Raw genomic sequence first — 25603 nt, 5'->3', positions numbered from 1 at the left:
GCTCTCAGCCGTTTCTTATATCGTTTTGTATGTTTTAGGCCCGATTGCCCCTTAAATGGGGAGCGATCTCATGCCCGAATATGGATATAGTCACAATCGGGCGTTTTAGGCCCGATTTCTTTTGATCGTGTGGAATACCTCACTAAGGTAGGAGACAGGCTAACCAGTTCATAGTCGGATAGTGACCAGCTATGGACCAACTGGTAGCACTGGGCAAGAGCCTTTGTCATGGAGGATCGCCCAGACATAACCGCATACGAGCCGGTTGTCTATCTACGGCTCAACATCCCGCTTTTCATCAAGAAAGATGAGGACCACATGAAGCGTCTTACTCGCATCGCATCCATCAGCATGGCTTCCATGCTGGCCGCCGCAAGTCTCGTCGCCTGCTCAGGCTCTACTGACGACGAAGGCGATGTCTACTTCCTGAACTTCAAGCCAGAACAGGATGCCGCTTACCAGGAGATCGCAAAGGCTTACACCGAAGAGACCGGCGTCAAGGTCAAGGTCGTCACCGCAGCCTCCGGCTCCTATGAGCAGACCCTCAAGGCTGAGATCGGCAAAGATGAAGCACCGACCCTCTTCCAGGTCAACGGCCCGGCTGGTTTCATCACCTGGCAAGACTACATGGCAGACATGTCGGATACCGAGGTAGCTAAGCAGCTCACCGATGACATCCCGCCACTGACCACTGAAGATGGAGAGGTACGCGGCGTCCCGTTCGCTGTCGAGGGCTTCGGCATCATCTACAACGACGAGATCTTCGACAAGTACATCGCCACCTCCGGGGCAAAGATCAAGTCCACCGATGAGATCAAGAGCTACCAGAAGCTCAAGGAAGTCGCCGAGGACATGCAGGCGAAGAAGGACGAGCTCGGCATTGAGGGCGCCTTTGCCTCCACCTCACTGACCTCCGGCGAGGACTGGCGCTGGCAGACACACCTGGCCAACGCTCCGATTTGGCAGGAGTACCAAGACAAGGGCGTCGAGGACACCAACGAAATCGACTTCTCCTATAACAAGGAGTACAAGAACCTCTTCGATCTCTACCTGGACAACTCCACCGTCGAGAAGTCTCTTGCCCCGTCTAAGACGGTCTCTGACTCCATGGCTGAGTTCGCTCAGGGCAAGGCCGCCATGGTCCAAAACGGTAACTGGGCATGGTCCCAGATTTCCGAGACCTCCGGCAACGTAGTCAAGGAAGACAAGATCAAGTTCCTGCCGATGTACATGGGCCTGCCGGATGAGGAGAAGCACGGCATCAACGTCGGTACCGAAAACTACTTGGGTGTGAACTCGGAGGCTTCCGAGGCAGACCAGAAGGCTACCAAGGACTTCGTGGACTGGCTCTTCACCTCCGATGCCGGCAAGGAGCACGTGGTTAAGGACCTTGGCTTCATTGCCCCGTTCAAGAACTACTCCGCAGAAGACACTCCGAATGACCCGCTGGCAAAGCAGGTCGCGGAAGCTATCGACAACGAAGACCTCACCACCTACCCGTGGAACTTCCAGTACTTCCCGTCACAGCAGTTCAAGGATGACTTCGGCCAAGCCCTGTCTCAGTATGCCTCCGGCACCCTGAAGTGGGATGACGTCGTCAAGCAGTTCAAGGACAACTGGGCTGCTGAAAAGGAATCCAACTGGGGCTAAACCTTTAGTCCCATCCCCTCGCCATCCGCCTTCCCAAACGGAGGGCGGGGAGGGGAGTAGGTGAGAGGCATGGCACGTACTCGTCAGTTTGTTCCACGCCCTCAGCCCCCCTCTCCTCGCCGCCATCCTTTGGGAAACGCGTGGCACCACCTGAATTTAAGGTTTCACCACCATGCAAGCAACGCTGAAGAAATACTTCCCAGTCTTTGTCTTGCCCACCCTTCTGGCATTCATGATTGCCTTCTTGGTGCCGTTTATCGTGGGTTTCTTCCTCTCCTTTACGAAATTCACCACCATCACTAACGCCAAGTGGGTTGGCATCGACAACTACGTCAAAGCTTTCTCCCAACGCGAAGGATTCATCTCAGCCTTCGGTTTCACCGTCCTCGTGGTCATCGTCTCCGTGATCACCGTCAACGTCTTCGCCTTCCTCTTGGCGTGGATGCTGACCCGCAAGCTTCGCGGAACAAATTTCTTCCGCACGGTCTTTTTCATGCCGAACCTCATCGGCGGCATCGTCCTGGGCTATACCTGGCAGACCATGATCAACGCCGTGCTTTCGCACTATTCCACGACTATTAGCGCGGACTGGAAATTCGGTTACGCCGGCCTCATCATGCTGCTGAACTGGCAGCTGATCGGCTACATGATGATTATCTACATCGCCGGTCTACAAAACGTCCCGCCGGAGCTTCTCGAGGCCGCTGAGCTCGATGGTGTCAACAAGTGGGAAATGCTGCGCCACGTCACCATTCCGATGGTCATGCCGTCAATCACCATTTGTCTCTTCCTGACCTTGTCGAATTCCTTCAAACTCTTCGACCAAAACCTTGCACTGACCAACGGTGCACCTGGCGGACAAACTGAGATGGTCGCCCTTAACATCGTCAATACGCTGTTCAACCGTATGAACGTCGAGGGCGTGGGGCAGGCCAAGGCCGTCATCTTCGTCGTCGTCGTGGTCGTCATCGCGTACTTCCAGTTGCGCGCGACCCGCTCCAAGGAAATCGAGGCTTAAGTCATGACTACCAGTACTTCAGCGCAGGCCGCACCGGCCCCGAAGAAGAAGGAACACCAGCTTCCCACGGACAACCAGACCAGGATGTCCGGCGGCGCCAAGTTCATTGTCTACGCCATCCTGGTGTTCTTTACCATCGTGTTCCTTGGCCCGATTCTCTTCATCTTCATCAACTCCTTTAAGTCCAAGTTCGCTATCTCATCCGATCCTTTCTCCCTACCCATCGGTGAAACCTGGGTCGGTTTCGAGAACTTCATGGTGGGCTTGACCAAGCAGGGCTTCCTTGAAGCGACCTTGTGGTCCTTCGTCATTACGATTCTCTCCGTGATTGTCATCGTGTTTTTCTCCGCGATGACCGCCTACTACATCACGCGCGTTAAGACCTGGTGGACGAACCTTCTGTACTACCTCTTCGTGGTGTCCATGATTATCCCCTTCCAGATGGTCATGTTCCCGACGGTCAAGATTGCAGACATGCTTCACCTCAACAACCCGATCGGCATCGTGGTGCTCTACCTCGGTTTCGGTTCCGGTCTATCGGTGTTCATGTTTGCCGGATTCGTGAAGTCCATCCCCTTGGACGTCGAGGAAGCCGCGATGATCGACGGCTGCGGCCCGCTCCAGAACTACTTCCGCGTGGTGTGGCCTATGCTTAAGCCGACTGCCATTACCGTGGCCATTCTCAATGCCATGTGGGTATGGAACGACTACCTGCTGCCGTACCTGGTCATCGGCCTTTCCACCCGCTACAAGACCATCCCGGTAGTCATCCAGTCCTTCGTTGGCTCCAACGGTAACCGCGATATGGGCGCCATGATGGCGATGCTGGTTCTGGCCATTATTCCTATCGTCATCTTCTACTTCTCCACGCAGAAGCACATCATCGAAGGTGTTGCTGCCGGCGCTGTCAAGGGCTAATCCGCAGTGCGGTAGGTTAGAAAACCATGAACCGCATGCTGGGCCCCGAATCGAAGTTCTATGCTGCTCTGAGCCTCTTCGCTGACCTCGTCATCGTTAACGTTCTCCTGCTTATCACGTGCTTTCCCGTATTCACTGGGGGAATGTCCCTACGCACCGCTCACGCGGTGACTGGTCAGATGGTTCGCGAAGAAGGTTCCCGCCGCGGCTCGGCCTTCGTTCGGGGCCTTTTGACGCGTCCCGGGGTAAACACTACATGGTGGCTCATTTACCTCGCCGTAGGCGCCTTGGCCGCCTATGAATTCGCCATTATCGCAAAGGCTGAGCTCGGGACGATGGGCGTAGTGCTTCGCGCTGCGCTGGTCTCAGGCCTCATTGTCATAAGCTGCATTAGTGTGTGGTTCTTCCACCTCGATGCGCCAGGGTTGAGGTTTAGTCAACGGTGCACAACGGCCATGATGAAGGCGGTAGCGCACCTTCCGCGTACGCTTTTAGCAGTGTGCCCTTGGGCACTGCTGGTACTGTACCCACTCTTTTTCCCTGCGCAGTGGGGAGGCTACCTGTTCTTTCTCGTTGTGCTCGGTCCGGCCCTCGCAGTCTATCTCGCTGAGTTGGCGCTACAATGGCCCGAACTCAATTCCGATTCACCCGATGGCAGCGCCGCATAAGGCGCTGCGGGCAAGCCGGCCCCAAAACGAAAAATAGGGTAGTGGTATCCACTTCTTCGTGGATTCACTACCCTTGAGAATTCTATGCGGCGCGCAAAGGCTGCTAGGCCTCTCCTTCTTCCTGCGCCTTCTGCTCCTTGAGGAGGCGTGCCGCCGCGCGACGTCGCGAACGCAGATTCTCAATGCGCTCCGTCAAGAGTTCATCCAGCTCCTCAATGGAGCGACGCTCACGCAGCATGTCCCAGTGGGTCCGCGGCGGCTTCACGGGCTTGGACTCTACGCCTTCGCCCTCAACCAGAGTGCCGAGCTTACCGTTCTTGCACATCCACTCCTCGGGAATCTCCGCATCGTCAGCGAAGGGCACCTCGTAGATGTCGCCGTCTTCGGTGCGGTACTTCACCATCTGGCGCGGGGCCAAGTCGTGGTCGCGGTCGGTTTCGTAGCTCACTGCGCCCATGCGGCTGCCACGGAGTACGCGATCTGCCATGCAACATCATCCTTTTCAAGTGTTGAGGTAGGAAAGGGATCAGGGTCGACCTATATCACCCAAAGATCTATCATTATAACGAATGGCCCCTTGCCTTTGTTCCCACCCTCGGGTTAATGGGCTAAGGTGATTGAGGTGATTGGTACACAGGATCCGCAGCCCGACACGCCGCCAAGGCGCAGCCCGGCAACCTGCCAGTGGTGTGGCAAGGAAATCGCGCAGGGCGGCCGGGGTAGGCCACGCAAGTTCTGCTCGCCATCCTGCAAGCAGCGAGCCTACGAGCAGCGCCACAACGTGGTTGGAACGCCCATTCCTGCGGATGCCGTCATCCTAACTCCAGAGAAGGCTGATCGTCTCCGCGACGGCCTCTTTGAGCTGCGGTGTTGCGCTGAGGATGTTGCTACGGCAGCGTCGGAAAGCGCCAGCGCTGAAGAGATGGAACAGCTGTGTGCTGAACTGGTCGCACTGGCTCGAAAGCTTGAGGAATTGAGATAGTACATGAAATCCCTATTAGGCAACCGCAAACTGATCGTTAGTATCTTCGTGATCCTGATTGTGGCCTCGACAGCGCTGGCCCTAGGACCACTCGTGTTTTCTTTGATCATGGGCCGCGGTGTCAAAACCGAGCCCATCAATGCGGATAAGGTCCAGGCCGCTACTACCAACGTCGATGGCGAATGGCACGTGGCGCAAGGTACGGCATATAACCACACCTCGGCAGGTTTTACTATCGATGAGATCCTCCCAGCCGATAAGCGCACGACATCCGGCTCAACCAAGCATGTCACCGGCCAGGCCACCATCAAGGACGGCACCGTTGAGAAGGCGCACATCGCCGTGGACATGGCGAGCCTGACCACGGACAAGAAGGTGCGCGACCAGAACATGAAGACAAAGCTCTTTGAGGTCACAAAGTATCCAGAGTCTACCTTCACATTGACCGAGCCCGCAGACGTCTCCGCCGTGCCTGACGACGGCTCAGTAGTCACCATCCCACTCACAGGCGATCTCACCATCCACGGCCAGACCAAGAGCGTTAGCCAGGATTTTCAGGTGGTCCGCGATGGCGACACCATCATCTTGGGTGGCGACATCCCGATTAACCGCCTCGATTTCGGCATTGAGACTCCTGAAATGATCGCCGCGCGGATCTCCGAAACTGGCGAGATCAACGTCCGCGTCACCTTTGAGAAGTAAGATTCACTGTTCTTCATGAATTCCCAACGCCTCATTCCAATCCTGTGGGTACGGCTCGTCGTGCTCGTAGGGTTTGGCATCTTTATTTGGTTGCAGGAGATGAAGCTCCTCGCTGCCTTCTCGGCGGTACTCGTAGCTCTTACCATCGTGCAGCTGGTGATCGCCTACCGTCAGCGCTAAAACTGACGCTTGACGCATGCACAGAAGTATACCCCAATTACGTAACTGTGACTATTTAATGGCAATTTGGGGGCCGCCCACTAAGCAGCCAACAGGGAGGCGCAGATGAAGGTAAGCGGCCGCCAACTATAGCAACCCCGCGCACGAGACCTTATCCACAAAACAAGGAGTGGCGCGCAAAAAGGGGCATCCGGAAGGTAGCAAGCAAAGGAACCTTGCAGCCACGAAGGATTTCCCAACACAGAATCGGCAACGCCGATACGACACGCAGCCCAGAAACCAATCGCCAGCCAGCCGCCAACAGCACGCGCTGCGACCAGGGTGAAACCATGAGCGTCCATGAGTGAGTCGAGACAGCACAGTCAAGGAACAAACTCGGAACCGGGCAGCCCTGAAGGAAAGACCCCACCCAGTTCATAAGTGTTTGTCCGATAATGTACATTATGTCATTCTAACCACGCTTCCGCTCCCCAGCTTTCAACCGCTAGTCGCTCGCTTTAACTTTTTCACTCAATGAGACTTTCATTTCACCCGGTGAGACGGTAGTGTTTCCTCCATAACCAATCAAGCTATTGAAATTTTCAAGGAGGGCGCCTCTCACATGACCGCCGTCAACACCACGCTGCCAAAGCCAGCGGGCACAACACAGCAACTCACCAAACGTGATCGTGTTCGTATTGCCGTGGCTTCGACCATTGGCACGACCATCGAGTTCTACGACTTCTATATTTATGCCACGGCAGCCGTAGCCGTCTTTCCTTTTCTCTTTTCCCGAAGACCGAGGATCCCACCGTCGCCCTGCTCCAGTCCTTCGCCACCTTCGGCTTGGCCTTCATCGCGAGGCCGCTGGGGTCATTGCTCTTCGGACACTTCGGCGATCGCGTCGGCCGCAAAGCCACGCTCGTCGGTGCGCTCCTGACAATGGGCATCGCCACCTTCATCATCGGTATCCTGCCCACGTACCAGACCGCAGGTATCATCGCCCCGGCCTTGCTGGCTCTGATGCGTTTCTGCCAAGGCTTAGGCTTGGGTGGCGAATGGTCCGGCGCAGCACTGTTGGCCTCCGAAACCGCTGAGGAAGGTAAGCGCGCTTCTGCTGCCATGTGGCCACAATTTGGCGCACCTTTCGGCTTCTTCTTAGCTAACGGCTTTTTCCTAACCTTGGTTGCCACCATGGATTACTCACGCGGTGACACCACCGGCACCTTCATGGAATGGGGCTGGCGCCTCCCCTTCCTCGCGTCTGCGGTCATGGTTCTCATCGGCCTCTATGTCCGCCTGCGCTTGGAAGAAACTCCTGTCTTCCAGCAGGCCGTTGACGAAGGCAAGAAGGTCAAAACACCTATGGCTGAAGCATTCCGCATCGCCTGGAAGCCAATGATCATCGGCACCTTCGTCATGGTCTCCTGCTACACGTTGTTCTACCTGGTCACCACCTGGATTCTCTCCTACGGCATTGGTGATAAGACCAAGGAGCTGGGCCTGGGAATCCCTTACCTGGAATTCCTCGAGATTCAGCTAATCTCCATCTTCATGTTCATGATCGGCATCCCCGTATCTTCGATGCTTTCGGATAAGTACGGGCGCAAGCCAATCTTGACCGTAACCTCACTCATCATGATTGCCTTCGGCTTTAGCTTCCCCTTCTTCCTCGGCATCGACAACGCTGACCGAAACTCGGTCCTCGGATTCCTCGTCGTCGGCATGTTCATCATGGGACTCATCTTCGGCCCTATGTCCGCTGTCCTTCCAGAGCTCTTCCCCACCAACGTGCGCTACACCGGTTCCGGCATCGCGTACAACGTCTCATCCATCCTCGGTGCTGCAGTAGCACCTTTCATCGCAACGTGGCTGGTCAGCTCCTATAACGTGAATTTTGTTGGATACTATCTCATCATCGTCTGCTTCATCTCTCTCATCGCAATCATCATGATGCAGGAGCTGAAGGACCATGACCTCTCGCAGGTTTAGCCGGTCTTAAGACACATACTTCTCCCCGACTTCTTCTGGTGTTTCACACCAAAGGTCGGGGAGATTTTGGTTTCGGTTCCGTCGGCGGCTTGGCCCCGGCAGCGCCGTCCCGAAAGACACCGATTGGGGGATCCAATCGTGGGAGCACTCTGCCGCTGCTTCCAAAAGCGCAGACTAGAAAGTGCATACCTGCAGGTGGCCGTCGCTAAGCATCCGGGCAGTGCTTGGCGACGACCAGCGTTCCTGCACTTTCAGGTCTGGACAAATGGAAAGGGCGGCTAGCACAGTAGTTGCTAGCCGCCCATGAGATGCTGCTTTGTGACAGAGGCGCCTGCTAACTACGCAGCAACAGTTGCTCGCTCGGTCTGGAGTTCGTTGACAATGGGCTTGCGGCGCACGATGGCGGCGAAAATCGCTCCGGTGACATTGGCCCACACCGCGGCCACGACACCCGGCAGCGCCGCCTCCGGGGTAAAGAACTGCAGCGCCAAGGCCGAAGCCAATCCGGAGTTCTGCGTTGCCACTTCGATTGCCGTAGTACGCGCCGCCGCCTCGCGTTGACGGGCAAGCTTCGCCGAGTAATAGCCAAAAAGGAAGCCGATGAGGTTCTGAATGGCCACACCTGCGAAGACGACCAGGCCAACGGTGACGAGCTTGTCCTGCGATTGTGAAACCACAGCCATGACCACGCCTCCGATGCCGGCAATAGCTACCCACGGAAACGCCGGCAGGACCTTGTCCACTGCCTTGCTGGCGATAACGCGCAAGAGAAGCCCGAGTCCTACAGGAATGAGCACTGTCTGAACCAGCGACCACATCATGCCGGCGCCGTCGACCTCAGCGGTCTCCCCCGCCAGCCACAGCATGAGCAAAGGCGTCATAATCGGTGAGACGAGGGTCGATACCGAGGTCATCGCCACTGACAGTGCCACATCACCCTTGGCTAGGTAAGCCATGACGTTGGATGCGGTACCGCCGGGGACAGAGCCGAGGAGGATGAGGCCGACGGTGGCGGCGTCGGAAAGCCCCAGCAGTTTTGCCACGAGTACGGCGCTGGTCGGCATGATGGCAAATTGGCAGATAACACCCAAGAAGATGGGCAACGGACGCTTCGCCACGAGCGCCAGGTCCGGAATGGTCAAGGTCAGACCCATCGAGAACATGATGACCATCAGCAATTGCGAGGTGTACTGCCCTATCGGTTCAAAGGTGTTGGGGCTCATGAAAGCAACAAAAGCGCAGGCAATGATGACGATGGGGAAGATATACACGGCGAATTTCTCGCCGGTCTCCCCCTCTGTGCGTGGGTTCGTCACGGTGTTTCCTTTCCAGAAGGTGTCTCACTAGATGAATTGAGTATCTCATATGATGAACCTCACGTACCCGGTTTGACCCATATTTACTATCAAGCGATAGATTAGAAACATGTCCAAGCTACTAAGCCCCGATTCCTCTCGTTTCTCACGTCCAGCCGGCACCACAAGCCAGGCCGACGCCGTCCCCGCACGCTTCAAGAACGGCTCCCCCGCCGAACTCCTCGCGGACATGGAAGCCATCGTCGGCGCAGAAAACGTGCATGGACGTCTCAGCGACCTCGTGCGCTTCTCCTCCGATGCCGGCCCCTACCGCTCCATCCCCAACATCGTGGTCTCTCCACGCAACGCGGCGGACCTGTCTGCCTTGATGAAGTATTGCGATAGCCACGATCGCCACATGACCTTCCGCGCTGCAGGAACCTCGCTCAACGGCCAAGCTATGGGCGACGACATCCTCGTCGATGTCAAGACCCACTTCGGTGGCATGGAAGTGCGCGAGGAAGGCCGCACGTTGTGGTCGCGCCCCGGCGTCATTTTGGGCGATGCCCAAGCAGTACTCTCCCGCCACGGCTTCATGCTGGGGCCTGACCCGGGTTCCACGTCCGTATGCACTATCGGTGGCGTGCTGGCGGATAACTCCGGCGGCATGCGTTGCTCCTTGGAACGCGACAGCTACCACAGCATCGAAGAGCTCATCTTCGTCCTGCCATCCGGCACCATCGTCGATACCTCGCGCGGCGATGAGGCCTTCCGCAAGCAGGAGCCGAAGCTCCACGCCGAGCTGCTGGCCTTCCGCGATAAGTTACGCGCCAACACCGAAATGGTAGAGTTCCTGCGCACCAAGTTCTCCATCCGCAACACCAACGGCCTGCGCATCGATGCCTTCCTTGACGAAGACGAGCCCGTGCACATCCTCAAGCGCCTGCTCATCGGCTCCGAGGGCATTTTCGGCGCGATCACGGAATCCATCATCCGCACGGTGAAGCTACCCCGCGTGAAGGCCACGACGTGGGTCGAGCTGCCCAATCTCCGCGACGCAGCCAATTACGTGCACCCCATCATGGAAACCGGCGCGGAAGCCTGCGAACTTCTCGTCGCCCCGGTCATGCGTCGCTCGGCCGAGCACTACTCCCACGCCCCGGAGTCCTGGCGCAACCTCGACGATGACGCCGCAGCACTCCTCGTGGAGGTCGGCGGCAGCGACGAGGCAGACCTGAACAAGGCCATGGATCGCCTGCGCACCGTGCTTGCCGACGCCCCACTACTGCGCCCCCTCGAATTCCTCACCACCGCAGAAGGAATGCGCGGCGCCTGGGAGCTACGCAATGGCCTGTACGGCCTGTTGGGTGCGGATCGCCCGAATGGCACGGCCTATATCACCGAGGACGTATGTTTCCCGCCCTCCCAGGTCGGCGAGGCAGCGGCGGATCTGCTCGATCTGCAGGCCAAGTATGGCTACCCGGAATCTGTCATGGGCCACGCAGCCTTTGGCAACCTACACTTCTTCTTCACCCCGCGTTTTGATGTCGAGGAAGAGCGCGAGTCCTATGCCGCGTTCTTGGATGACCTCGCCGAGCTGGTCATTGATAAGTACCAGGGCTCGATGAAGGCCGAGCACGGCACCGGCGTGAACATGGCTCCCTTCCTTGAGCACGAGTGGGGCACGGAGGCCTTTGAGTTGTTCTGGGAGGTCAAGAACATGATCGACCCCAAGGGCATCCTCGCGCCGAACGTGAAGCTTACGCGTGACCAGACTATCCACCTGCGCAACTTCAAGTCCTTCCCCAAGGTCGAAAATGAAATCAACCCCTGCGTGGAGTGCGGCTTCTGCGAGCCTGTCTGCCCCTCCCGGCACGCCACGGTAACCCCGCGCCAGCGCATCGTCTTGCGCCGAGAAATGGCCCGGCAGAAAGAAGGCTCGGAGGTCTTGGCGCAGCTGCAGAAGGAGTATCAGTACGACGCCGTCGACATGTGCGCGGCCGACGGCACGTGTTCTATCCCCTGCCCGATCAGCATCGATACCGGTGCTGTCATGAAGAAGCTACGCTCTCAGCAGGCAACCCCCGCCCGCGAAAAGGTGGCGCTCTCACGACGGCACAGCGCTGGGAGCTGGTGGAAAAGCTCGCCCGCGCTGGCATCGTCTCCGCCAACAAGGTTCCTCACAAGCCTCTGGAACTGGGGGCCAACATGGCGCGTAACGTGGTGGCCCCCGACTTGCTGCCGACCGTCCCAGGCCCACTTCCGAAGGCCGCATCGCGTCTGCCGGAAACTCCGCGCGAGGGTGCTGGTGCACTTTACTTCCCGGCCTGCATCAATCGCATCTTCGGCCGTCCTGCTGGGGCAGCTAAGGATTCCGTAGACCTGCCGCGCGCCATCGTGGAGCTTGGTCGCCGGGCTGGCCAGCCAGTGTGGATCCCCGAAGATGTCGCGGGCGATTGCTGCGGCACCCCATGGTCCTCCAAGGGCTACAAAGAGGGATTTGAATATCAAGCTCAAAAGATCGTTCGCGACCTCTGGCACTGGTCGGAACACGGCCGCCTGCCCATCGTGGTCGATGCTGCCAGCTGCACCCACGGGTTACTCGATTCGGTTCCCGAGGTGCTCTCCCCCGCTGACCGCGAGCTCTGGGAGGACTTAAAGATCCTCGATGTCGTGGAGTGGCTGCGTGATGAAATTGCACCACACCTGCCAATCGTGAAGAGCATGGGCAGCATCGCCGTCCACCCGACGTGCTCGACAGACCACATGGGGATTAGCCAGGACCTCCTTGACTTGGCCAACCTCTGCGGTGACGCCCAGATCCCTGAGGGCGCGATGTGCTGTGGCTCCGCCGGCGACCGCGTCATGCTTCACCCGGAGCTTGTTGAGTCCGCTACCCGCGAGGAGCGCGCTTCTCTCGACGCCGAACACTTCGACGCGTACGTCTCCGATAACCGCACCTGCGAGATGGGTCTAGAGATGATTGCGGGCAAGACCTATGACTCGATTGCAGTGCTGTTGGAGAGGGCTTCCCGTCCGGTCGTCACTCCATAGCACCATGCCGGTGGCGGCACCCCTCGTGGGAGCCCCGCCACCGGCACGTCAGTCGTGGCGGAAGCAGCTTAGAGATAGTCGTAATTGATTTCGGTGTCTGGGGCGAAGAACACGCAACCTCCCTTAATCGGGCGCAGGTAAATCGTGTCTCCCTGGTGCACGGCAATGCCGCGCGGCACCTTCACAGTGATCCGGTCACCGCGGACTGCGATGACGTCGTCCGCCGATTCCTCCCGGCCGCCGTAGACGTACAACTCGGAGCCAAGGTGCTCCACAATGTCGACCCGAACTGGTAGACCATATTGCTCACCGGGTTGGTTCACGCCAACGATTTCCCAGTTCTCTGGGCGCACGCCGACGATGACGCGATCCGATGCCACCTTCGCGGCCTGCTCCGGCGGCATGTAGTAGTCCAAAGCATGGTCCTTGCCGCCGACAACGCGACCGTCGACGAAGGGGACGTTGTCGATGAGAGTCATAGCCGGCGAACCGATAAACGTCGCCACGAACGAGTTACCCGGATTCTCATACAACGTGTTCGGCGCGTCGACCTGCTGAATGATGCCTTGTTTGAGAACGCACACGCGGTCCCCCATGGTCATCGCTTCAGTCTGGTCGTGGGTGACGTAGACCGTGGTGGTATTGAGCTCGCGCTGCAGCTGCAGGATTTGTGCACGTGTGGAGACACGCAGCTTCGCATCCAAGTTAGACAGCGGCTCATCCATGAGAAAGACCTTGGGCTGGCGAACTATAGCGCGTCCCATCGCCACGCGCTGGCGCTGGCCGCCCGACATCGCGGAAGGCTTGCGATCAATGAGGTCTTCCAGTTCCAACATCTTGGCGGCATTATTAACGCGCTTTTCGATGGTTGCCTTATCCACCTTGGCGTTCTGCAAAGCAAAGGCCATGTTCTGGCGCGCTGTCATGTTGGGGTACAGCGCATAGGATTGGAACACCATAGCTACATCGCGATCCCGCGAGCGGGCTTCAGTAACGTCAACCCCGTCGATGAAGATCTGGCCTTCGTCGATTGGCTCAAGGCCAGCGAGCATGCGCAATGTCGTAGATTTGCCGCAGCCCGAAGGCCCGACGAGTACTAGGAACTCGCCGTCCTTGATATCTAGGTTTATGCGGCTAACCGCCGGAGGCTTCTTCGGATCATAAATCCTGGAAGCTTGACGGAATTCAACTGTAGCCATGGTGTCCTTTCAAACTATCCGAAGTGTTACTTGAGCTTCGGGGTGATGTCGCGGTCGATAACGCTCTGGGTCTCCTTCTGCAGGTCACCGAATGCGGACTCCACGTCCTCATTGCCTACGGTGATGCGATCGAGAACACCACCGATACGCTGGCCGCCGCCTGGTACGAAGACGCGAGCATAGTCCTGCGGCTTGGTGTTCTCGTTGAGCTGCTCGATAGCGGTCTGCGCGTTCGGGTTCTCCTCCAAGAACTTCTTCTCTTCCGGATCGTCCAAGGCGTCCTTGCGCACCGGCATGTAACCCGTCTTCTGGGAGAACTTGATGGTGTTCTCGGTATTAGTCAGGAAGTCAATGAACTTAACCGCGTTAGCCTTGCGCTCGTCAGAAATGCCAGCCGGCACGGCCAGTCCGGCACCGCCAGTCGCTGCCGAAGGACCAGGGCCCGGCAGGTAGGTGGTGATGAACGGAATCGTTGCCGTCTCCTTCAGGCCACCCAAGGAACCGGTGGACTCCAACAGACCGGAGGCCTTGCCGGAGCCGAATGCGACGGTCGGGTCAGTGGAGATTTCGATATGCCCAGCCTTGACTTGCTCCTGCAGGAACTTACCTGCCTCGATGGACTCCTTCGAGGTAAAGTTCGGTTCCCACTCATCAGAGTAAGAACCACCGAAGGCCCAAATCATGCCCTGGAAGTACCAGTCGAGATAGCTGGAGCCATCCGGAACAGTAACAGCCGGCTTGTTGAGCTTGTCCTTGATCTTGGTAGCCCACTCGTCGAACTCTTCCCAGTCCTTCGGGCCACGATCGGTAGGAAGCCCCGCTGCCTTGAGGTCATCGGTGTTCCAGTACATCAGGTTCGTGGATCGGGAGTACGGCACGCCGTAGTGCTTGTCCTTGTACTTGTAGTCTTCACGCAGGGTATCGACGTAGCTCTCCGAGTCAATGTCGTTCATCTCCCAGAGGTCATCGAGCGGCGTGGTGGCCTCATTCAGTGCGAAGTTGAACCAGGTGACGTCGGAGGCAACGAGGACGTCAGGCAGATCGCCGCCTGCGAGGGCAGCATTGAAGCGCTGCGCAACTTCCTCATAGTTGGATCCCGCGGTGACCAGCTCAACCTTGAGATCCGGGTTTTCCTTCTCAAACTCATCAATGAGCTCTTGCTCTAAGTCGCGCGAGGATCCCGGGTGATTGGACCAGAAAGTAATAGTGTTGGCATCGCCGCCATCCTTGGAGCCGCTTCCTGCAGTGGTCGAGCCACCTGCGCAGGCGGTCAGAGACACGGTGGTCAGCAGTGCTGCACAAACGGCAGCGATGCGAGTAGAGGTCTTACGAGACATGGTGGAGGTTCTCCTTGAAAAGTGAAGAATATGGGGGACTTGAGTGAGTTGGGCGTTGAGATAGCAGGCGGTCAGACTAACCCTTGACTGCGCCCGCAGTCAGGCCCTTGATCATCGGCTTCTGAAGAATGAGGAAGATAATGATCATGGGCAGAGTTGTCAGCACGGTGCCGGCCATCACCGGCGCCCAGTTTGTAACGCCTTCCGCATCCTGCAAGCGGGTCAGGCCCACCGGCAGCGTGGCGGCAGCCGGTGTATCCGTAATCAGGAAGGGCCACAAGTATTGGTTCCATTCATTGACCACGGTAATGAGGACAAACGCAGACAGCGTTGGCCACGACATTGGCAGGACCACTCGGAACAAGGTGGTAAAGAAACCTGCTCCGTCCATGCGAGCGGCCTCGAGAATTTCCGGGGGCAATGACTGGAAGTGATTGCGCATGAGGAAGGCACCGAACGCCACGCCCGCCAGTGGGATGATGACGCCAGCGTAGGTATCTCTCCAACCCCATGACGCAACCAGCGAGTAGTTCGAAATAATGGTGATCTGGTTGGGAACCATCAGCGAGGCGATGATAAGCAGGAACAGTAGGTTTCGGCCGGGGAAACGAATGAATGCGAAGGCATAGGCAGTCAGAACGCCGAGGACTACCTCTACCACCGTCAGGATCAGAGTGATGATGACGGAGTTTTTCAGGTAGCTCGAGAAGCCAGAGGTCTGCCAGACGTAGGAATAGTTCTCCGCCTCGAGCGGATTAGGCCAGAAGGAAATTGGATCCGAGTACACGTCCTGGAAAGACTTGAAGCTGGTGATGAAAATAAAGTACAGCGGCACCATAATCATCAGCACTGTCAGTACCAAGGCGATGTAGCCGATGACCTTCGTCGCTGGATGACTGTGATCAATTGGCTCGCCTTTGCGTTTTCGCTGGGCATCAGTAATGACCGGCGCTGCGAGGGATTGGGAGCCAGGAACGGGTGGCAGTTCGCCTTTGGCTTGCGGGAGACCTACCTGGACGGAAGCCGGAATTGAGTGGCTTTCGGACATTTACTTATCCATCCTTTCCTGCAACTTAATCTGCAGCACCGTAATGACAAGCACTACGAGGAACATGATGGTGGCTACTGCTGCACCATAGCCGGCACGGTTGTTGATGAAGGTCTCCTGGTACACCTGGAAAACCATCGTGGAAGTTCCGTAGCCGAACGGTCCACCACCGGTCATCGCATTGATGATGTCGAAGACCTGGAAGGAATTGAGCAGCACGGTAATCAACAAGAAGAAGGTGGTGCCGCGAAGCTGCGGCAGGACCACACGGAAGAAGTGTCGCGCGGCCGGGGTGCCGTCAATCTCCGATGCTTCGTCAAGATCACGGCGCCGTCCTTGCAAGGCAGCCAGATAGATAACGAAGACGTAGCCTACGTTTTTCCAAATATAGGTCACCGTAATCATGAACAGCGCCCAGTTCTGTTGTTGGTAAAAGTTCGGCACATCGACCCCGATGATCCCCAAGAAGTATTGGATGAGGCCGTAGTTGGGATCAAAGACAAACTGGAAGGCCACGCCAATCGCCGCACCTGCGATGACGTAGGGAGCGAAGACTATCGAACGCACCGCAGCGCGACCAAAAAGCTTTTGGTCCAGCAGCAATGCCAGAGCCAGTCCCAAAACCATCGAACCGGCCACCGCGAAGAAAGTAAAAACGACAGTGTTGAACACCACGCGTCCGGTATCCGGTGCTTGGAACCAGTCGATGTAGTTCTGAAGACCGACAAAGGTCATGGTCGGCGATGAAATATTCCAGTTAAAGAAAGAGATGCGAATGTTATCGACCAACGGCCGATAAGTGAAAAGAACGAGAAGGAGAAGGTTCGGGCCAACGAGCAATGCCGCAAGACCGATCTGTTTCCAATCGAGCTTCCGTTTGCGTGGATGACGCGCGAAGTCCTCGGAGACGACCGGCTTCTCAGTGACTGCAGGGATCGCAGCCGTTAGCCCGCTTGCCGGGGTGGAAATTGCCATGCAGAAGAAACTAGACCAAGGCAGTAAACAAAAAGTTTATTGAAAGTATTGACTTGATAAACAGCAGGAAAATTTCCGGAGCCGAGCACTCGAAAACCCATGCTGCGCGTGGGGAACATCACAAGCAACACAATGGAAGACCTCACATCACGTTGCGTTAATGAGAGAACTCCGCCATCTCTTTAGATAGACCATTTCGGTCCATGACGGATCAGATGAGGATGTAGCCTAACGCTGGCTAACTGCGCGAAAGCACGTTGATTGCCAGCTCTGGCAGGTCGGTTGCCATGAGCGATACTCCGTTTTCGCGGCACCACTCCATGTCCTTCGGCAGGTTCACCGTCCACACGTAGGACGGGGCATCAACACCGACAAAGAAGACGGCGTCCCTCCGCACTTGGTGAATGGAAGGCCCAAATCCCGTTGCACCCTCGAGCGTTTCCGGGACTCCCTCATCAGGTTCAAGGAGAAGGAATGACCGCAAGGACGGCAAGAAGTGTCGAAACCGAGCAATTGCTTCGGGGTTGAAGGAGATCAGGCTAAACCGTGGGTCGGCATCGAGCTGTCGGCCGCGTAGGACTTCCGCTACCGATTCCTCAAGGCGTGCACCAAAAGGAGACGGATGCTTCGTCTCTATGAGCAGCTGCTTTCCGGGGTAAGACATGACGAGGTCCACGAGTTCGTCGAGAAGCATGATGCGTTGCGGATCCCCGTGGGTACCGAAATTGAGTGTGCGCAGCTCCTCTAGGGTCATGTCGCCAACAGCGCCGGCGCCATCCGACGTCCTGCCCACCGTCTGATCGTGGATAACTACGACTTCTCCGTCTTTGGTTAGGTTGACGTCGCACTCCACACCAGCCACGTCGAGCTTGAGAGCTTCTTCGAAGGACCGGAATGTGTTTTCGGGGTACCAGCCGTTATAACCTCGGTGCGCGATGATTCCTGGGCGCTCTGACATACTCTTATCCTCCGGGCGGCAAAGTGAATTGTGACGTTGGCGCCGCCCCAGTGTAGACCGCTAACGCCGGCCGCCGCGGTGGCGGTGGGTCGCCACCACGTGCACGGCATCCAGCATGCCCAGGCTGAGCAACGCCTCGCGCAGGGCAAATTGGAAGGTCCACAGGCGTCGAAAGACCTGATCGAACCCGGCTGCCCCGGCTTCGCGGTGGCGGCCATCGAAAAAGCTGCGCTGGTAGCGAAGCGTTTCGAGGTAGTGGCTTCCGGTGTGGGTTTGCGCGATGATTCGCAGGTTGGAGCGCTTATCGAAGAGCCTATGGGTTTCTTCCAACGACGGGTATTCCAAGCCAGGCCAGATATAGGCACGCAGAACCTGAATCGCCGAACGCGCCGCCGGAGTCATCGCATTCGTGGCAAAAAGCGAAGCTAAAGCCAGACGCCCGCCACTGACCAGCGAGCGGTCCAGCATCTCGACATATCGGCGGCGTTCCGGCGGCGAAAGCGTCTCCAGCTTTTCGACGCTCACTATCGCGTCATACCGCCCGCGCCACTTCTTTGGGTTGGGCAAGGCCGTCTCTATGCCCTGCACGTGAACCGAATCAGCGGCGCCTTCGAGAAGCAGTTGCTCGTCGAAAAGCGCCTTCTGCTCCGTGTCGCCCGTAAGCACGTCCACCGTGGCGCGCCGGGCCACCGCCTGAACCGCTACTTGCAGCCCAGTGGCTGGGTAGACCAGGAGGTGGGTTCCGGCGCCGGTGCGGGTGGCGTCGAGAAGCCACTGCGCAGCGCGACGCTGTGCGTCGCCCAAGTCCTCGCGGTCCGTTGATGCCGGCTCGGTCACCGTGGTTACATCGACGAAGTGCTCTTTGGGTTCTTTTCTGCCCGCACGCGCGCTATAGCTACGCACCGCCTCGCGCACCGTAGTGGGTACGCCACTTGCAAAAATGCCGCCCGAATGGCTCAACGAGTCACCTGCGTACAGTTTCACAACGTCAAGGGGTAGTTCACCAGGGCTCGATGTCTCCACGGCAAGCTCCTTGGCCTTCGGCCGATAACCCACCCCCACCAGCCGCGTGAGGACTCTGACAAGGCGCTCAGAATCGGGAGTTGTCCACTCGCCAGCCATATAAGACTCGGCCAGGCCCAGCCAGCCCGAATCGGCGATGCGGGAGAAAAGGGCGTCGTGAAGCACGGTGACATCTGGGTCTTCGCCGTCCAGCTCTACCCCAGCCTTGGAACAGGCCTGCGCGAACTCCGCCTCAGCCCGGCCAGCTTTCATACGCAGTAGGCGCGGTGAAGGGACAGTAGCCACACCGGGCCACACCGCAGCATCGATCGAAGCCAAGTGGGGATACACGCTCAAGTCAGCCTTCCTCATCGCACGCATGTGTCCTCCCAGACTAAAGCCAACGGGGCCCGCGCGGGTGGAGGCGCGGCCCAAAAAGCCAGTTAATAACCCATAAAGTATGCATGTACCGCTAGAAAGGTTTAGACTGACTCGGGTAAAATAATCTGGCTTTCTTAAGGAAGGTAATCAAACACCATGGCGCAAACTCCCCACCGTCCTAGTAACGGCCGCCACCACGTCGTTGTTATCGGTGCCGGCTTCGGCGGTATCAACGCCGTCAAGAAGCTCAAGGACGCGGATGTTGAGATCACCCTCATCGACAAGAAGAACCACCACCTCTTCCAGCCGATGCTCTACCAGGTAGCCACCGGCGTCATTTCCGCCGGCGAAATCGCCCCGTCTACGCGTCAGATCTTGCGTCACCAGGACAACGTTAACTTTGTCAACGGTGAGGTCACCGACGTCAATATCAAGGATCAGACCGTCACCGCGGAACTCGATGGCGCTGTTCGTACCTACGGCTACGACTCCCTCATTGTGGCAGCCGGCGCTGGCCAGTCTTACTTCGGCAACGACCACTTCGCCGAGTATGCCCCGGGCATGAAGACGCTGGATGATGCCCTAGAGATCCGCTCCCGCATTATCTCCGCTTTTGAGAAGGCGGAGCTGGAAGAGGATCCTGCAAAGCGCGAGAAGCTGCTGACCTTCGTCATCGTGGGCGCTGGCCCGACCGGCGTTGAGCTGACCGGCCAGATTGCCGAGCTGGCACAGCGCACCTTTGCTGGCGAATACTCCAATTTCGGTTCCTCCTCCGCCAAGATTTACCTCTTGGACGGCGCTCCGCAGGTCCTTCCGCCGTTCGGCAAGCGCCTCGGCCGCAAGGCTCAGCGCACGCTGGAGAAGCTGGGCGTTGACGTGCGCCTCAACGCCATGGTTACCGACGTCACCGCTGACGCCGTCACCTACAAGAACATGAAGACCGAGGAAGAGGTCACCATCGAGGCCGCGACCAAGATCTGGTCCGCAGGTGTCGCCGCTTCCCCGTTGGGCAAGGTCATCGCTGACCAGGCTGGCGTGGAATCCGACCGTGCCGGCCGCGTCTCCGTTAACGAGGACCTCACGGTTGGCGAGTACAAGAACGTCTACATCGTCGGCGACATGATTTCCCTCAACCGCCTTCCGGGCGTGGCCCAGGTGGCCATCCAGGGCGGCAACCACGTGGGCAAGCTCATCGAAGCCAAGATCGATGAAGAGTCCACCGCGAACGAAGCCGAGCCGTTCGAGTACTTTGACAAGGGCTCCATGGCCGTTATTTCCCGCTTCAACGCCGTCGTCAAGCTGGGCAAGACCGAGTTTGCTGGCTTCCCGGCGTGGATCTCCTGGCTCGGCCTGCACATCTTCTACATCGTTGGCTTCCGCAGCCGTACCCTCGTGGCGCTGCACTGGATCCTCAACGCCTTCTCGCGCGACCGCGGCAACCTGGAAATCACCCAGCAGCAGCGCGTCGCTCGCAACGTCATTGACCGCGACCTTCACTAAGTTCTACGCGCTTTAAGGGAGAGAGGAATCATCCTCTCTCCCTTTTCTTTGGCCACATACGGTAGAACGGAAGAAGTCCCTAGCGTAAAGGAGAAAACCGTGAACCGTCCTGCCCTGCCTCGCGTCCTCAGCATTGCTGGCACCGATCCCACGGGAGGGGCGGGAATTCACGCTGACCTCAAATCCTTTGAGGCGGCCGGCGCCTATGGCATGGCAGTGGTGACGGCCCTCGTCGCGCAAAACACGCAAGGGGTGCGCGCCATCCACACCCCTCCGGTGGAATTCCTGCGCGAACAACTGACAAGTGTGAAGGAGGACGTGACTATCGACGCCCTCAAGATCGGCATGCTCGGCTCGGTGTCCATCACCGAAACGGTGAGCAAGTTCGTCTCTACCCTGCCCGAGGGGGTTCCCATAGTCTGCGATCCGGTCATGGTCGCCTCCAGCGGCGACCGCCTACTCGAACGGGAGGCGGAGCGCGCTGTGCGCGAACTCGCCCGCCGCTCCACCGTGGTCACGCCGAACTTGCCGGAGCTCGCTGTCCTCGCGGACGTCGCACAGCCGCGCATCCTCGAGGAAGCAATCGATATCGCCATTCAGTGGGCTCACGACAATGGGACCTGGGTCGTGGTCAAGGGCGGACACCTCGACGGCGCCCAAGCCGATAATGCAACGGTAAGCCCGTCCGGCGCGGTAACCCGCGTGCCCTGCCCGCGGATTAACACGAAGAACACGCACGGCACCGGCTGCTCGCTCTCCTCCGCGCTCGCAGCACGTTTAGGAGCGGGGGAAACACTCGACGAGGCATTGGTATGGGCCACCGAATGGCTCCACGAAGCGATAGAGAATGCTGATGCGCTTCACGTCGGTCGCGGGCGCGGCCCCGTTGACCATGGTCACCGGCTGCGGCGCCTCGCCGCAGGCGCGCAGCGCTAACCCAATAGGTCTGCGCCGGGGCGGGTAAGCACGGCCACCATGAAGGTGGAGTTCTCCTTAAAGACCTTCATGTCCCAGGATGCGAAGATGAAGTCGACTCGGTAGCCCACCGCGCGGGCGAGGTCGAGGAATTCATCGAAGCCCCAACCACGACCTTCGCCAAAACCAACGACGAACCGACCACCCGGGCGCAAAGCGTTGAAGACGTTGCGCAGAGCGGCCTCACGTCCTTCGATGGCAATGAAGGTCATCACGTTGCCCGCAGCCACAGCGATATCAAAGTTACCCTCCGGGATTTCCTCTTCCGAAAGGTCCCCCACTTCCCAACGGGCCTCCGGATAATCATTGACCGCATGCTCGATCAGGATGGGATCGACGTCCACGCCCAACACCGTGTGGCCGCGCTTTGCCAACTCACCGCCGAGGCGCCCGGAACCGCAGCCGGCGTCGAGGACGCGGGAGTGGCGTTCACTCATGGCGTCGATAAGCCGGGCTTCCCCATCGATGTCCTTGCCCTGGGCCCGAAGTGTCTTCCACTTCCGCGCAAAGTTATGGGAATGGGCGGGATTCGCTGCAGTAACTTCTTTCCAGGTAGGCATGACAACGATTATATGCCCTTACAGGTGTAAGCTTTAGCCGCCATTACAAAACGCCTATACGAAACGAAGGAGGCTGAGACACGATGCCATCTGTACCGTCACCATTCAAGCCACGCAAGAAAAACACTTCTGACGACAGTGCTCCGAGTTTTTCCGTTCCCGTCGAACGTGCCATTGAGCACTGCCGCGTGTTCGTCGATGGCGAGGCTCTTCCCGGCGAGTTTTCGCCGCACAGCGCGCTGCAAACCGTGGAAGAGTACGGACGCGGCTTCGTGTGGGTAGGCCTCTACGAGCCGCTCGAATCACAGATGACGAAGGTGGCGGCTGAGTTTCGTATCCACGAGCTCATCGTCGAGGACGTCGTCCAAGCTCACCAGCGCCCGAAGCTGGAACGCTACGATGACCAGCTGTTCGTGGTGGCGCGGTCGGTGAACTACCGGGATCACGACGAGGTAGCCGATAAGCGCCAAATTATTTCCACTGGTGAGATGCAGATGATCATCGGTGACACATTCATCATCACGGTGCGTCACTCGGCGAAGCTACCCAACTTGGCCTACGTGATCGATGATGAGCAGGACCTCGTCGAACAGGGCCCCGTGTCCCTAGCGTGGAAGATCCTAGACATGATGGTGGACCGCTATTCGGAGATCTGCCGCCTCATCGCCATCGAGGTCGACGAGCTCGAGGAAGAAATCTTCACTCCGAATTCGCTGCCGAACATCGATCGCATCTATATGTTCAAACGCGAGATTCTGGAGATGAAGCACGCCATCGTGCCGCTTTCGCCTGCTTTGCGCTCGATGGTCTCTGACCACAAGGACCTCATTCCGAAGGCGATTCGCTCCTACATCAGGGACGTCAACGATCACCAGCTGGTGGTCCAGGACCACGTGTCGGGGTTCGATGAACGCTTGACCTCGCTTATCGACGCCTCCGTGGCCAAGATCAGCATGCAGCAAAACTCCGACATGCGCACGATTTCCGCGGTGGTTGGTATGTGGGCCGCACCAACGCTTGTCGCGGGTATCTACGGAATGAACTTCGATGTCATGCCGGAGCTGCATTTTCCTTGGGGCTATTACGGCGCAATCGGCCTCATGGTGTTAGTCGTGGCCGGAATGTGGTGGTGGTTCCGCCGCAACAACTGGTTGTAAGAGGCTACTGCACCACCATCGTGCGCAGCGTGGACGCGGCGAGGAGCACATCCCCCTGGCTGATCTTAACCTCCCACAGCTGCGTGCGGCGCCCCTTGTACAGCGGTGTAGCAACGGCGGTCACCGTGCCCGAAGCCACCGGCTTGAGGAAATCCGTGTTGTTGTTGACACCGACAACGGGCTTGCCTGCGAGGATTAGGCTGCCGACGGATGCAGTCGATTCCGTAATTGTGCAGTACAGACCCCCATTTGCAACGCCCCAAGGCTGGTGGTGATCTGGGACGACTTCCACCTCAGATCGAACCTCGTCTGCAGAAATGTGCGTGTAGCGCAGGCCAATAAGCCCTGCGAGCCCCTGCGGGTTGGAGTTGATCAACTCGAGTTCTTCCGCGTTGAGCGGACGCGACTGGGAAACGGCCAAGAGCTTTTCAAAGATTTCAGAGTGGTTCATGCCACAACAGGTTAGTGGAATTCGGTGACGTAGGATGGTGAACATGACTCAAAGTGCTGAAAAGACAGATCTCGCTCAGATTGGCGTTGTGGGGCTTGCTGTGATGGGCTCCAACCTTGCGCGAAACTTTGCTCGCAACGGCAACACGGTCGCGGTGTACAACCGCAGCCCGGAAAAGACTCGCGCGCTCATCAGCGAGCACGGCGATGAAGGAGCGTTCATTGCCTCCGAGAACGTCGAGGACTTCGTTGCCTCCCTCGAGCGCCCGCGTAAGGCGATCATCATGGTTAAGGCTGGCGCGGCTACTGACGCCGTCATCGAGCAACTCACCGAAGCCATGGATGAGGGTGACATCATCATCGATGGCGGCAATGCACTGTTCACGGACACCATTCGCCGCGAGAAGGAGGTGGCCGCTAAGGGCCGTCACTTCGTCGGCGCAGGCATTTCCGGTGGTGAGGAAGGCGCGCTCAATGGCCCGTCCATCATGCCTGGTGGCCCAGCTGAGTCTTGGGAGACCTTGGGACCAATCCTCGAGTCCATCGCCGCTAATGTCGACGGTACTCCGTGCGTGACCCACATCGGACCCGATGGCGCTGGCCACTTCGTCAAGATGGTGCATAACGGCATCGAATACGCCGACATGCAGGTTATCGGTGAGGCTTACCAGTTGCTTCGTTATGGTGCGGGCATGGAACCGGCTGAAATCGCCGAAGTCTTCCGCGAATGGAACGCCGGAGACCTAGACTCCTACCTCATTGAGATCACCGCCGAAGTACTAGCACAGAAAGATCCGGAGACAGGTGCCCCGCTTGTCGACGTCATCGTGGATGCCGCCGGTCAGAAGGGCACCGGCCGCTGGACCGCCATTAATGGTCTCGAGCTGGGCGTGCCGATCACCGGCATTGCGGAATCCGTTTTCGCGCGTGCGCTCTCTTCTGCCACTGCTCAACGTGCAGCTGCCCAGGAAGGCCAGCTGCCTTCCGGAACCATTGCCGAGCTCAATGTGGACAAGGCTGAGTTCGTCGAAGACGTTCGCCGTGCACTGTATGCCGCGAAGCTCATTGCCTACTCCCAGGGCTTCGATGAGATCAAGGCTGGCTCCGAGGAGTTCGGCTGGAACGTGGACCCACGCGATTTGGCCACCATCTGGCGCGGTGGATGCATCATTCGCGCGAAGTTCCTCGATCGCATCCGTGAGGCCTACGACAACAATGCCGACCTGCCTGCCTTGATTCTGGACCCGTACTTCAAGGGCGAGCTGGAGAACCTCATCGACCCCTGGCGTCGCGTCGTGGTTACTGCAACGCAGCTGGGCCTGCCGGTTCCGGTGTTTGCCTCTTCCCTGTCCTACTACGACAGCTTGCGCGCCGAGCGCCTCCCAGCTGCTCTGATTCAGGGCCAGCGCGATTTCTTCGGCGCCCACACCTTCAAGCGTGTGGACCGCGAGGGCACGTTCCATATCGAATGGTCAGGTGACCGCTCGCTTACCGAGATGTAGCTGCTAAGCCCCTCCCCTGAGGGGCTTTTCTTATCCCTCCGCTACCCGCGACCAGAATTTTTCTTCTTCCGGTTGCGGGGTGTAGAGACCTGTTTTAGTCTCTGTGCTCATGGGGGATATC

The 25603-nt window shown here is 58.2% G+C and carries 21 protein-coding genes and 2 pseudogenes; 13 read left to right on the top strand and 10 right to left on the bottom strand.

Features of this window, described 5'->3' with window-relative positions; genetic code table 11:
• Positions 1-318: 318 nt before the first annotated feature.
• The 4 genes from HMPREF2808_RS01985 (at position 319) to musI (ending at position 4254) form a co-directional block, all read left to right on the top strand.
• Positions 319-1650 carry an ABC transporter substrate-binding protein gene (locus tag HMPREF2808_RS01985; protein ID WP_070520595.1) on the top strand — a complete coding sequence of 444 codons (1332 nt, stop codon included), beginning with the start codon at positions 319-321 and terminating at the stop codon, positions 1648-1650.
• A 172-nt stretch (positions 1651-1822) separates the two neighbouring features.
• Positions 1823-2668: a carbohydrate ABC transporter permease gene (locus HMPREF2808_RS01980; RefSeq protein WP_070520471.1), complete on the top strand. Its 846-nt coding sequence runs from the start codon at positions 1823-1825 to the stop codon at positions 2666-2668.
• 3 nt (positions 2669-2671) lie between these two features.
• Positions 2672-3586, top strand: a complete 915-nt coding sequence (locus HMPREF2808_RS01975) for a carbohydrate ABC transporter permease (protein ID WP_070520468.1) — start codon at positions 2672-2674, stop codon at positions 3584-3586.
• A 26-nt stretch (positions 3587-3612) separates the two neighbouring features.
• Positions 3613-4254 carry an ABC transport system MusEFGK2I component MusI gene (gene musI, locus HMPREF2808_RS01970; RefSeq protein ID WP_070623413.1) on the top strand — a complete coding sequence of 214 codons (642 nt, stop codon included), beginning with the start codon at positions 3613-3615 and terminating at the stop codon, positions 4252-4254.
• A 103-nt stretch (positions 4255-4357) separates the two neighbouring features.
• On the opposite strand, the gene HMPREF2808_RS01965 is transcribed toward musI, so the two are convergent.
• Positions 4358-4741, bottom strand: coding sequence for an RNA polymerase-binding protein RbpA (locus HMPREF2808_RS01965; RefSeq protein ID WP_010186588.1), 384 nt, complete (start codon positions 4739-4741; stop codon positions 4358-4360).
• A 135-nt stretch (positions 4742-4876) separates the two neighbouring features.
• Between HMPREF2808_RS01965 and HMPREF2808_RS01960 the strand changes: the two genes are divergently transcribed.
• The 4 genes and pseudogenes from HMPREF2808_RS01960 (at position 4877) to HMPREF2808_RS01950 (ending at position 8089) form a co-directional block, all read left to right on the top strand.
• A complete protein-coding gene (locus HMPREF2808_RS01960; RefSeq protein WP_070533068.1) occupies positions 4877-5236 on the top strand; it encodes a hypothetical protein in 360 nt (119 codons plus the stop codon).
• Positions 5237-5239: 3 nt separating this feature from the next.
• Positions 5240-5938, top strand: coding sequence for a YceI family protein (locus HMPREF2808_RS01955; RefSeq protein ID WP_070565281.1), 699 nt, complete (start codon positions 5240-5242; stop codon positions 5936-5938).
• Between the two features lie 15 nt (positions 5939-5953).
• Complete coding sequence (locus HMPREF2808_RS13455) at positions 5954-6118, top strand: hypothetical protein (protein ID WP_168163001.1); 165 nt, start codon at positions 5954-5956, stop codon at positions 6116-6118.
• Between the two features lie 601 nt (positions 6119-6719).
• Positions 6720-8089, top strand: a pseudogene (locus HMPREF2808_RS01950) (MFS transporter).
• Between the two features lie 338 nt (positions 8090-8427).
• Here HMPREF2808_RS01950 and HMPREF2808_RS01945 read toward each other — a convergent pair.
• Positions 8428-9405, bottom strand: a complete 978-nt coding sequence (locus HMPREF2808_RS01945) for a bile acid:sodium symporter family protein (protein WP_070520455.1) — start codon at positions 9403-9405, stop codon at positions 8428-8430.
• Between the two features lie 109 nt (positions 9406-9514).
• On the opposite strand from HMPREF2808_RS01945, the pseudogene HMPREF2808_RS01940 reads away from it, so the two are divergent.
• Positions 9515-12438: pseudogene (locus HMPREF2808_RS01940) on the top strand (FAD-binding and (Fe-S)-binding domain-containing protein).
• A gap of 68 nt (positions 12439-12506) precedes the next feature.
• On the opposite strand, the gene HMPREF2808_RS01935 reads toward HMPREF2808_RS01940, so the two are convergent.
• The 6 genes from HMPREF2808_RS01935 to HMPREF2808_RS01910 form a co-directional block, all read right to left on the bottom strand.
• On the bottom strand, positions 12507-13637 hold the full coding sequence (locus HMPREF2808_RS01935) for an ABC transporter ATP-binding protein (protein WP_070596585.1): 1131 nt from the start codon (positions 13635-13637) through the stop codon (positions 12507-12509).
• 26 nt (positions 13638-13663) lie between these two features.
• Entirely contained in the window at positions 13664-14974 is a 1311-nt protein-coding gene (locus tag HMPREF2808_RS01930) for an ABC transporter substrate-binding protein (protein WP_070596586.1), read from the bottom strand.
• Between the two features lie 76 nt (positions 14975-15050).
• Entirely contained in the window at positions 15051-16022 is a 972-nt protein-coding gene (locus tag HMPREF2808_RS01925) for a carbohydrate ABC transporter permease (protein WP_070623410.1), read from the bottom strand.
• Positions 16023-16997 (bottom strand): carbohydrate ABC transporter permease, encoded by a 975-nt coding sequence (locus tag HMPREF2808_RS01920; protein WP_070520440.1) that lies wholly within the window; start codon positions 16995-16997, stop codon positions 16023-16025. It abuts the gene before it with no gap.
• A 238-nt stretch (positions 16998-17235) separates the two neighbouring features.
• Positions 17236-17955, bottom strand: coding sequence for a glycerophosphodiester phosphodiesterase (locus HMPREF2808_RS01915; RefSeq protein WP_070623407.1), 720 nt, complete (start codon positions 17953-17955; stop codon positions 17236-17238).
• Positions 17956-18015: 60 nt separating this feature from the next.
• A complete protein-coding gene (locus HMPREF2808_RS01910) occupies positions 18016-19308 on the bottom strand; it encodes a class I SAM-dependent methyltransferase (RefSeq protein ID WP_070623563.1) in 1293 nt (430 codons plus the stop codon).
• 186 nt (positions 19309-19494) lie between these two features.
• Here HMPREF2808_RS01910 and HMPREF2808_RS01905 point away from each other — a divergent pair, with 186 nt between their 5' ends.
• Positions 19495-20838 carry an NAD(P)/FAD-dependent oxidoreductase gene (locus HMPREF2808_RS01905; protein WP_070520431.1) on the top strand — a complete coding sequence of 448 codons (1344 nt, stop codon included), beginning with the start codon at positions 19495-19497 and terminating at the stop codon, positions 20836-20838.
• A gap of 99 nt (positions 20839-20937) precedes the next feature.
• A complete protein-coding gene (thiD, locus tag HMPREF2808_RS01900; protein WP_070520428.1) occupies positions 20938-21774 on the top strand; it encodes a bifunctional hydroxymethylpyrimidine kinase/phosphomethylpyrimidine kinase in 837 nt (278 codons plus the stop codon).
• Here the strand turns inward: thiD and HMPREF2808_RS01895 are convergent.
• Complete coding sequence (locus HMPREF2808_RS01895) at positions 21771-22373, bottom strand: class I SAM-dependent methyltransferase (RefSeq protein ID WP_070520425.1); 603 nt, start codon at positions 22371-22373, stop codon at positions 21771-21773. The genes thiD and HMPREF2808_RS01895 overlap by 4 nt on opposite strands.
• Positions 22374-22456: 83 nt before the next feature.
• Between HMPREF2808_RS01895 and corA the strand changes: the two genes are divergently transcribed.
• Positions 22457-23530 (top strand): magnesium/cobalt transporter CorA, encoded by a 1074-nt coding sequence (corA, locus tag HMPREF2808_RS01890; protein WP_070520423.1) that lies wholly within the window; start codon positions 22457-22459, stop codon positions 23528-23530.
• A 4-nt stretch (positions 23531-23534) separates the two neighbouring features.
• On the opposite strand, the gene HMPREF2808_RS01885 is transcribed toward corA, so the two are convergent.
• Entirely contained in the window at positions 23535-23981 is a 447-nt protein-coding gene (locus tag HMPREF2808_RS01885; RefSeq protein WP_070520420.1) for a PaaI family thioesterase, read from the bottom strand.
• A gap of 43 nt (positions 23982-24024) precedes the next feature.
• Here HMPREF2808_RS01885 and gndA point away from each other — a divergent pair, with 43 nt between their 5' ends.
• Positions 24025-25482 carry an NADP-dependent phosphogluconate dehydrogenase gene (gene gndA, locus HMPREF2808_RS01880; RefSeq protein ID WP_070520417.1) on the top strand — a complete coding sequence of 486 codons (1458 nt, stop codon included), beginning with the start codon at positions 24025-24027 and terminating at the stop codon, positions 25480-25482.
• Positions 25483-25603: the final 121 nt, after the last annotated feature.

This window comes from Corynebacterium sp. HMSC078A10 (assembly GCF_001811565.1).
Classification (GTDB): Bacteria; Actinomycetota; Actinomycetes; order Mycobacteriales; family Mycobacteriaceae; genus Corynebacterium; species Corynebacterium hesseae.
Note: the sequence above shows the minus strand (reverse complement) of the source record. Positions and strands in the feature narration are given on the sequence as shown.

Bases quoted from the DNA above. Each gene is read 5' to 3' on its own strand.
- HMPREF2808_RS01985 (WP_070520595.1), top strand. From the start codon at position 319: ATGAAGCGTCTTACTCGCATCGCATCCATCAGCATGGCTTCCATGCTG.
- HMPREF2808_RS01980 (WP_070520471.1), top strand. From the start codon at position 1,823: ATGCAAGCAACGCTGAAGAAATACTTCCCAGTCTTTGTCTTGCCCACC.
- HMPREF2808_RS01975 (WP_070520468.1), top strand. From the start codon at position 2,672: ATGACTACCAGTACTTCAGCGCAGGCCGCACCGGCCCCGAAGAAGAAG.
- musI (WP_070623413.1), top strand. From the start codon at position 3,613: ATGAACCGCATGCTGGGCCCCGAATCGAAGTTCTATGCTGCTCTGAGC.
- HMPREF2808_RS01965 (WP_010186588.1), bottom strand. From the start codon at position 4,741: ATGGCAGATCGCGTACTCCGTGGCAGCCGCATGGGCGCAGTGAGCTAC.
- HMPREF2808_RS01955 (WP_070565281.1), top strand. From the start codon at position 5,240: ATGAAATCCCTATTAGGCAACCGCAAACTGATCGTTAGTATCTTCGTG.
- HMPREF2808_RS13455 (WP_168163001.1), top strand. From the start codon at position 5,954: ATGAATTCCCAACGCCTCATTCCAATCCTGTGGGTACGGCTCGTCGTG.
- HMPREF2808_RS01935 (WP_070596585.1), bottom strand. From the start codon at position 13,637: ATGGCTACAGTTGAATTCCGTCAAGCTTCCAGGATTTATGATCCGAAG.
- HMPREF2808_RS01930 (WP_070596586.1), bottom strand. From the start codon at position 14,974: ATGTCTCGTAAGACCTCTACTCGCATCGCTGCCGTTTGTGCAGCACTG.
- HMPREF2808_RS01925 (WP_070623410.1), bottom strand. From the start codon at position 16,022: ATGTCCGAAAGCCACTCAATTCCGGCTTCCGTCCAGGTAGGTCTCCCG.
- HMPREF2808_RS01920 (WP_070520440.1), bottom strand. From the start codon at position 16,997: ATGGCAATTTCCACCCCGGCAAGCGGGCTAACGGCTGCGATCCCTGCA.
- HMPREF2808_RS01915 (WP_070623407.1), bottom strand. From the start codon at position 17,955: ATGTCAGAGCGCCCAGGAATCATCGCGCACCGAGGTTATAACGGCTGG.
- HMPREF2808_RS01905 (WP_070520431.1), top strand. From the start codon at position 19,495: ATGGCGCAAACTCCCCACCGTCCTAGTAACGGCCGCCACCACGTCGTT.
- HMPREF2808_RS01895 (WP_070520425.1), bottom strand. From the start codon at position 22,373: ATGCCTACCTGGAAAGAAGTTACTGCAGCGAATCCCGCCCATTCCCAT.
- corA (WP_070520423.1), top strand. From the start codon at position 22,457: ATGCCATCTGTACCGTCACCATTCAAGCCACGCAAGAAAAACACTTCT.
- HMPREF2808_RS01885 (WP_070520420.1), bottom strand. From the start codon at position 23,981: ATGAACCACTCTGAAATCTTTGAAAAGCTCTTGGCCGTTTCCCAGTCG.
- gndA (WP_070520417.1), top strand. From the start codon at position 24,025: ATGACTCAAAGTGCTGAAAAGACAGATCTCGCTCAGATTGGCGTTGTG.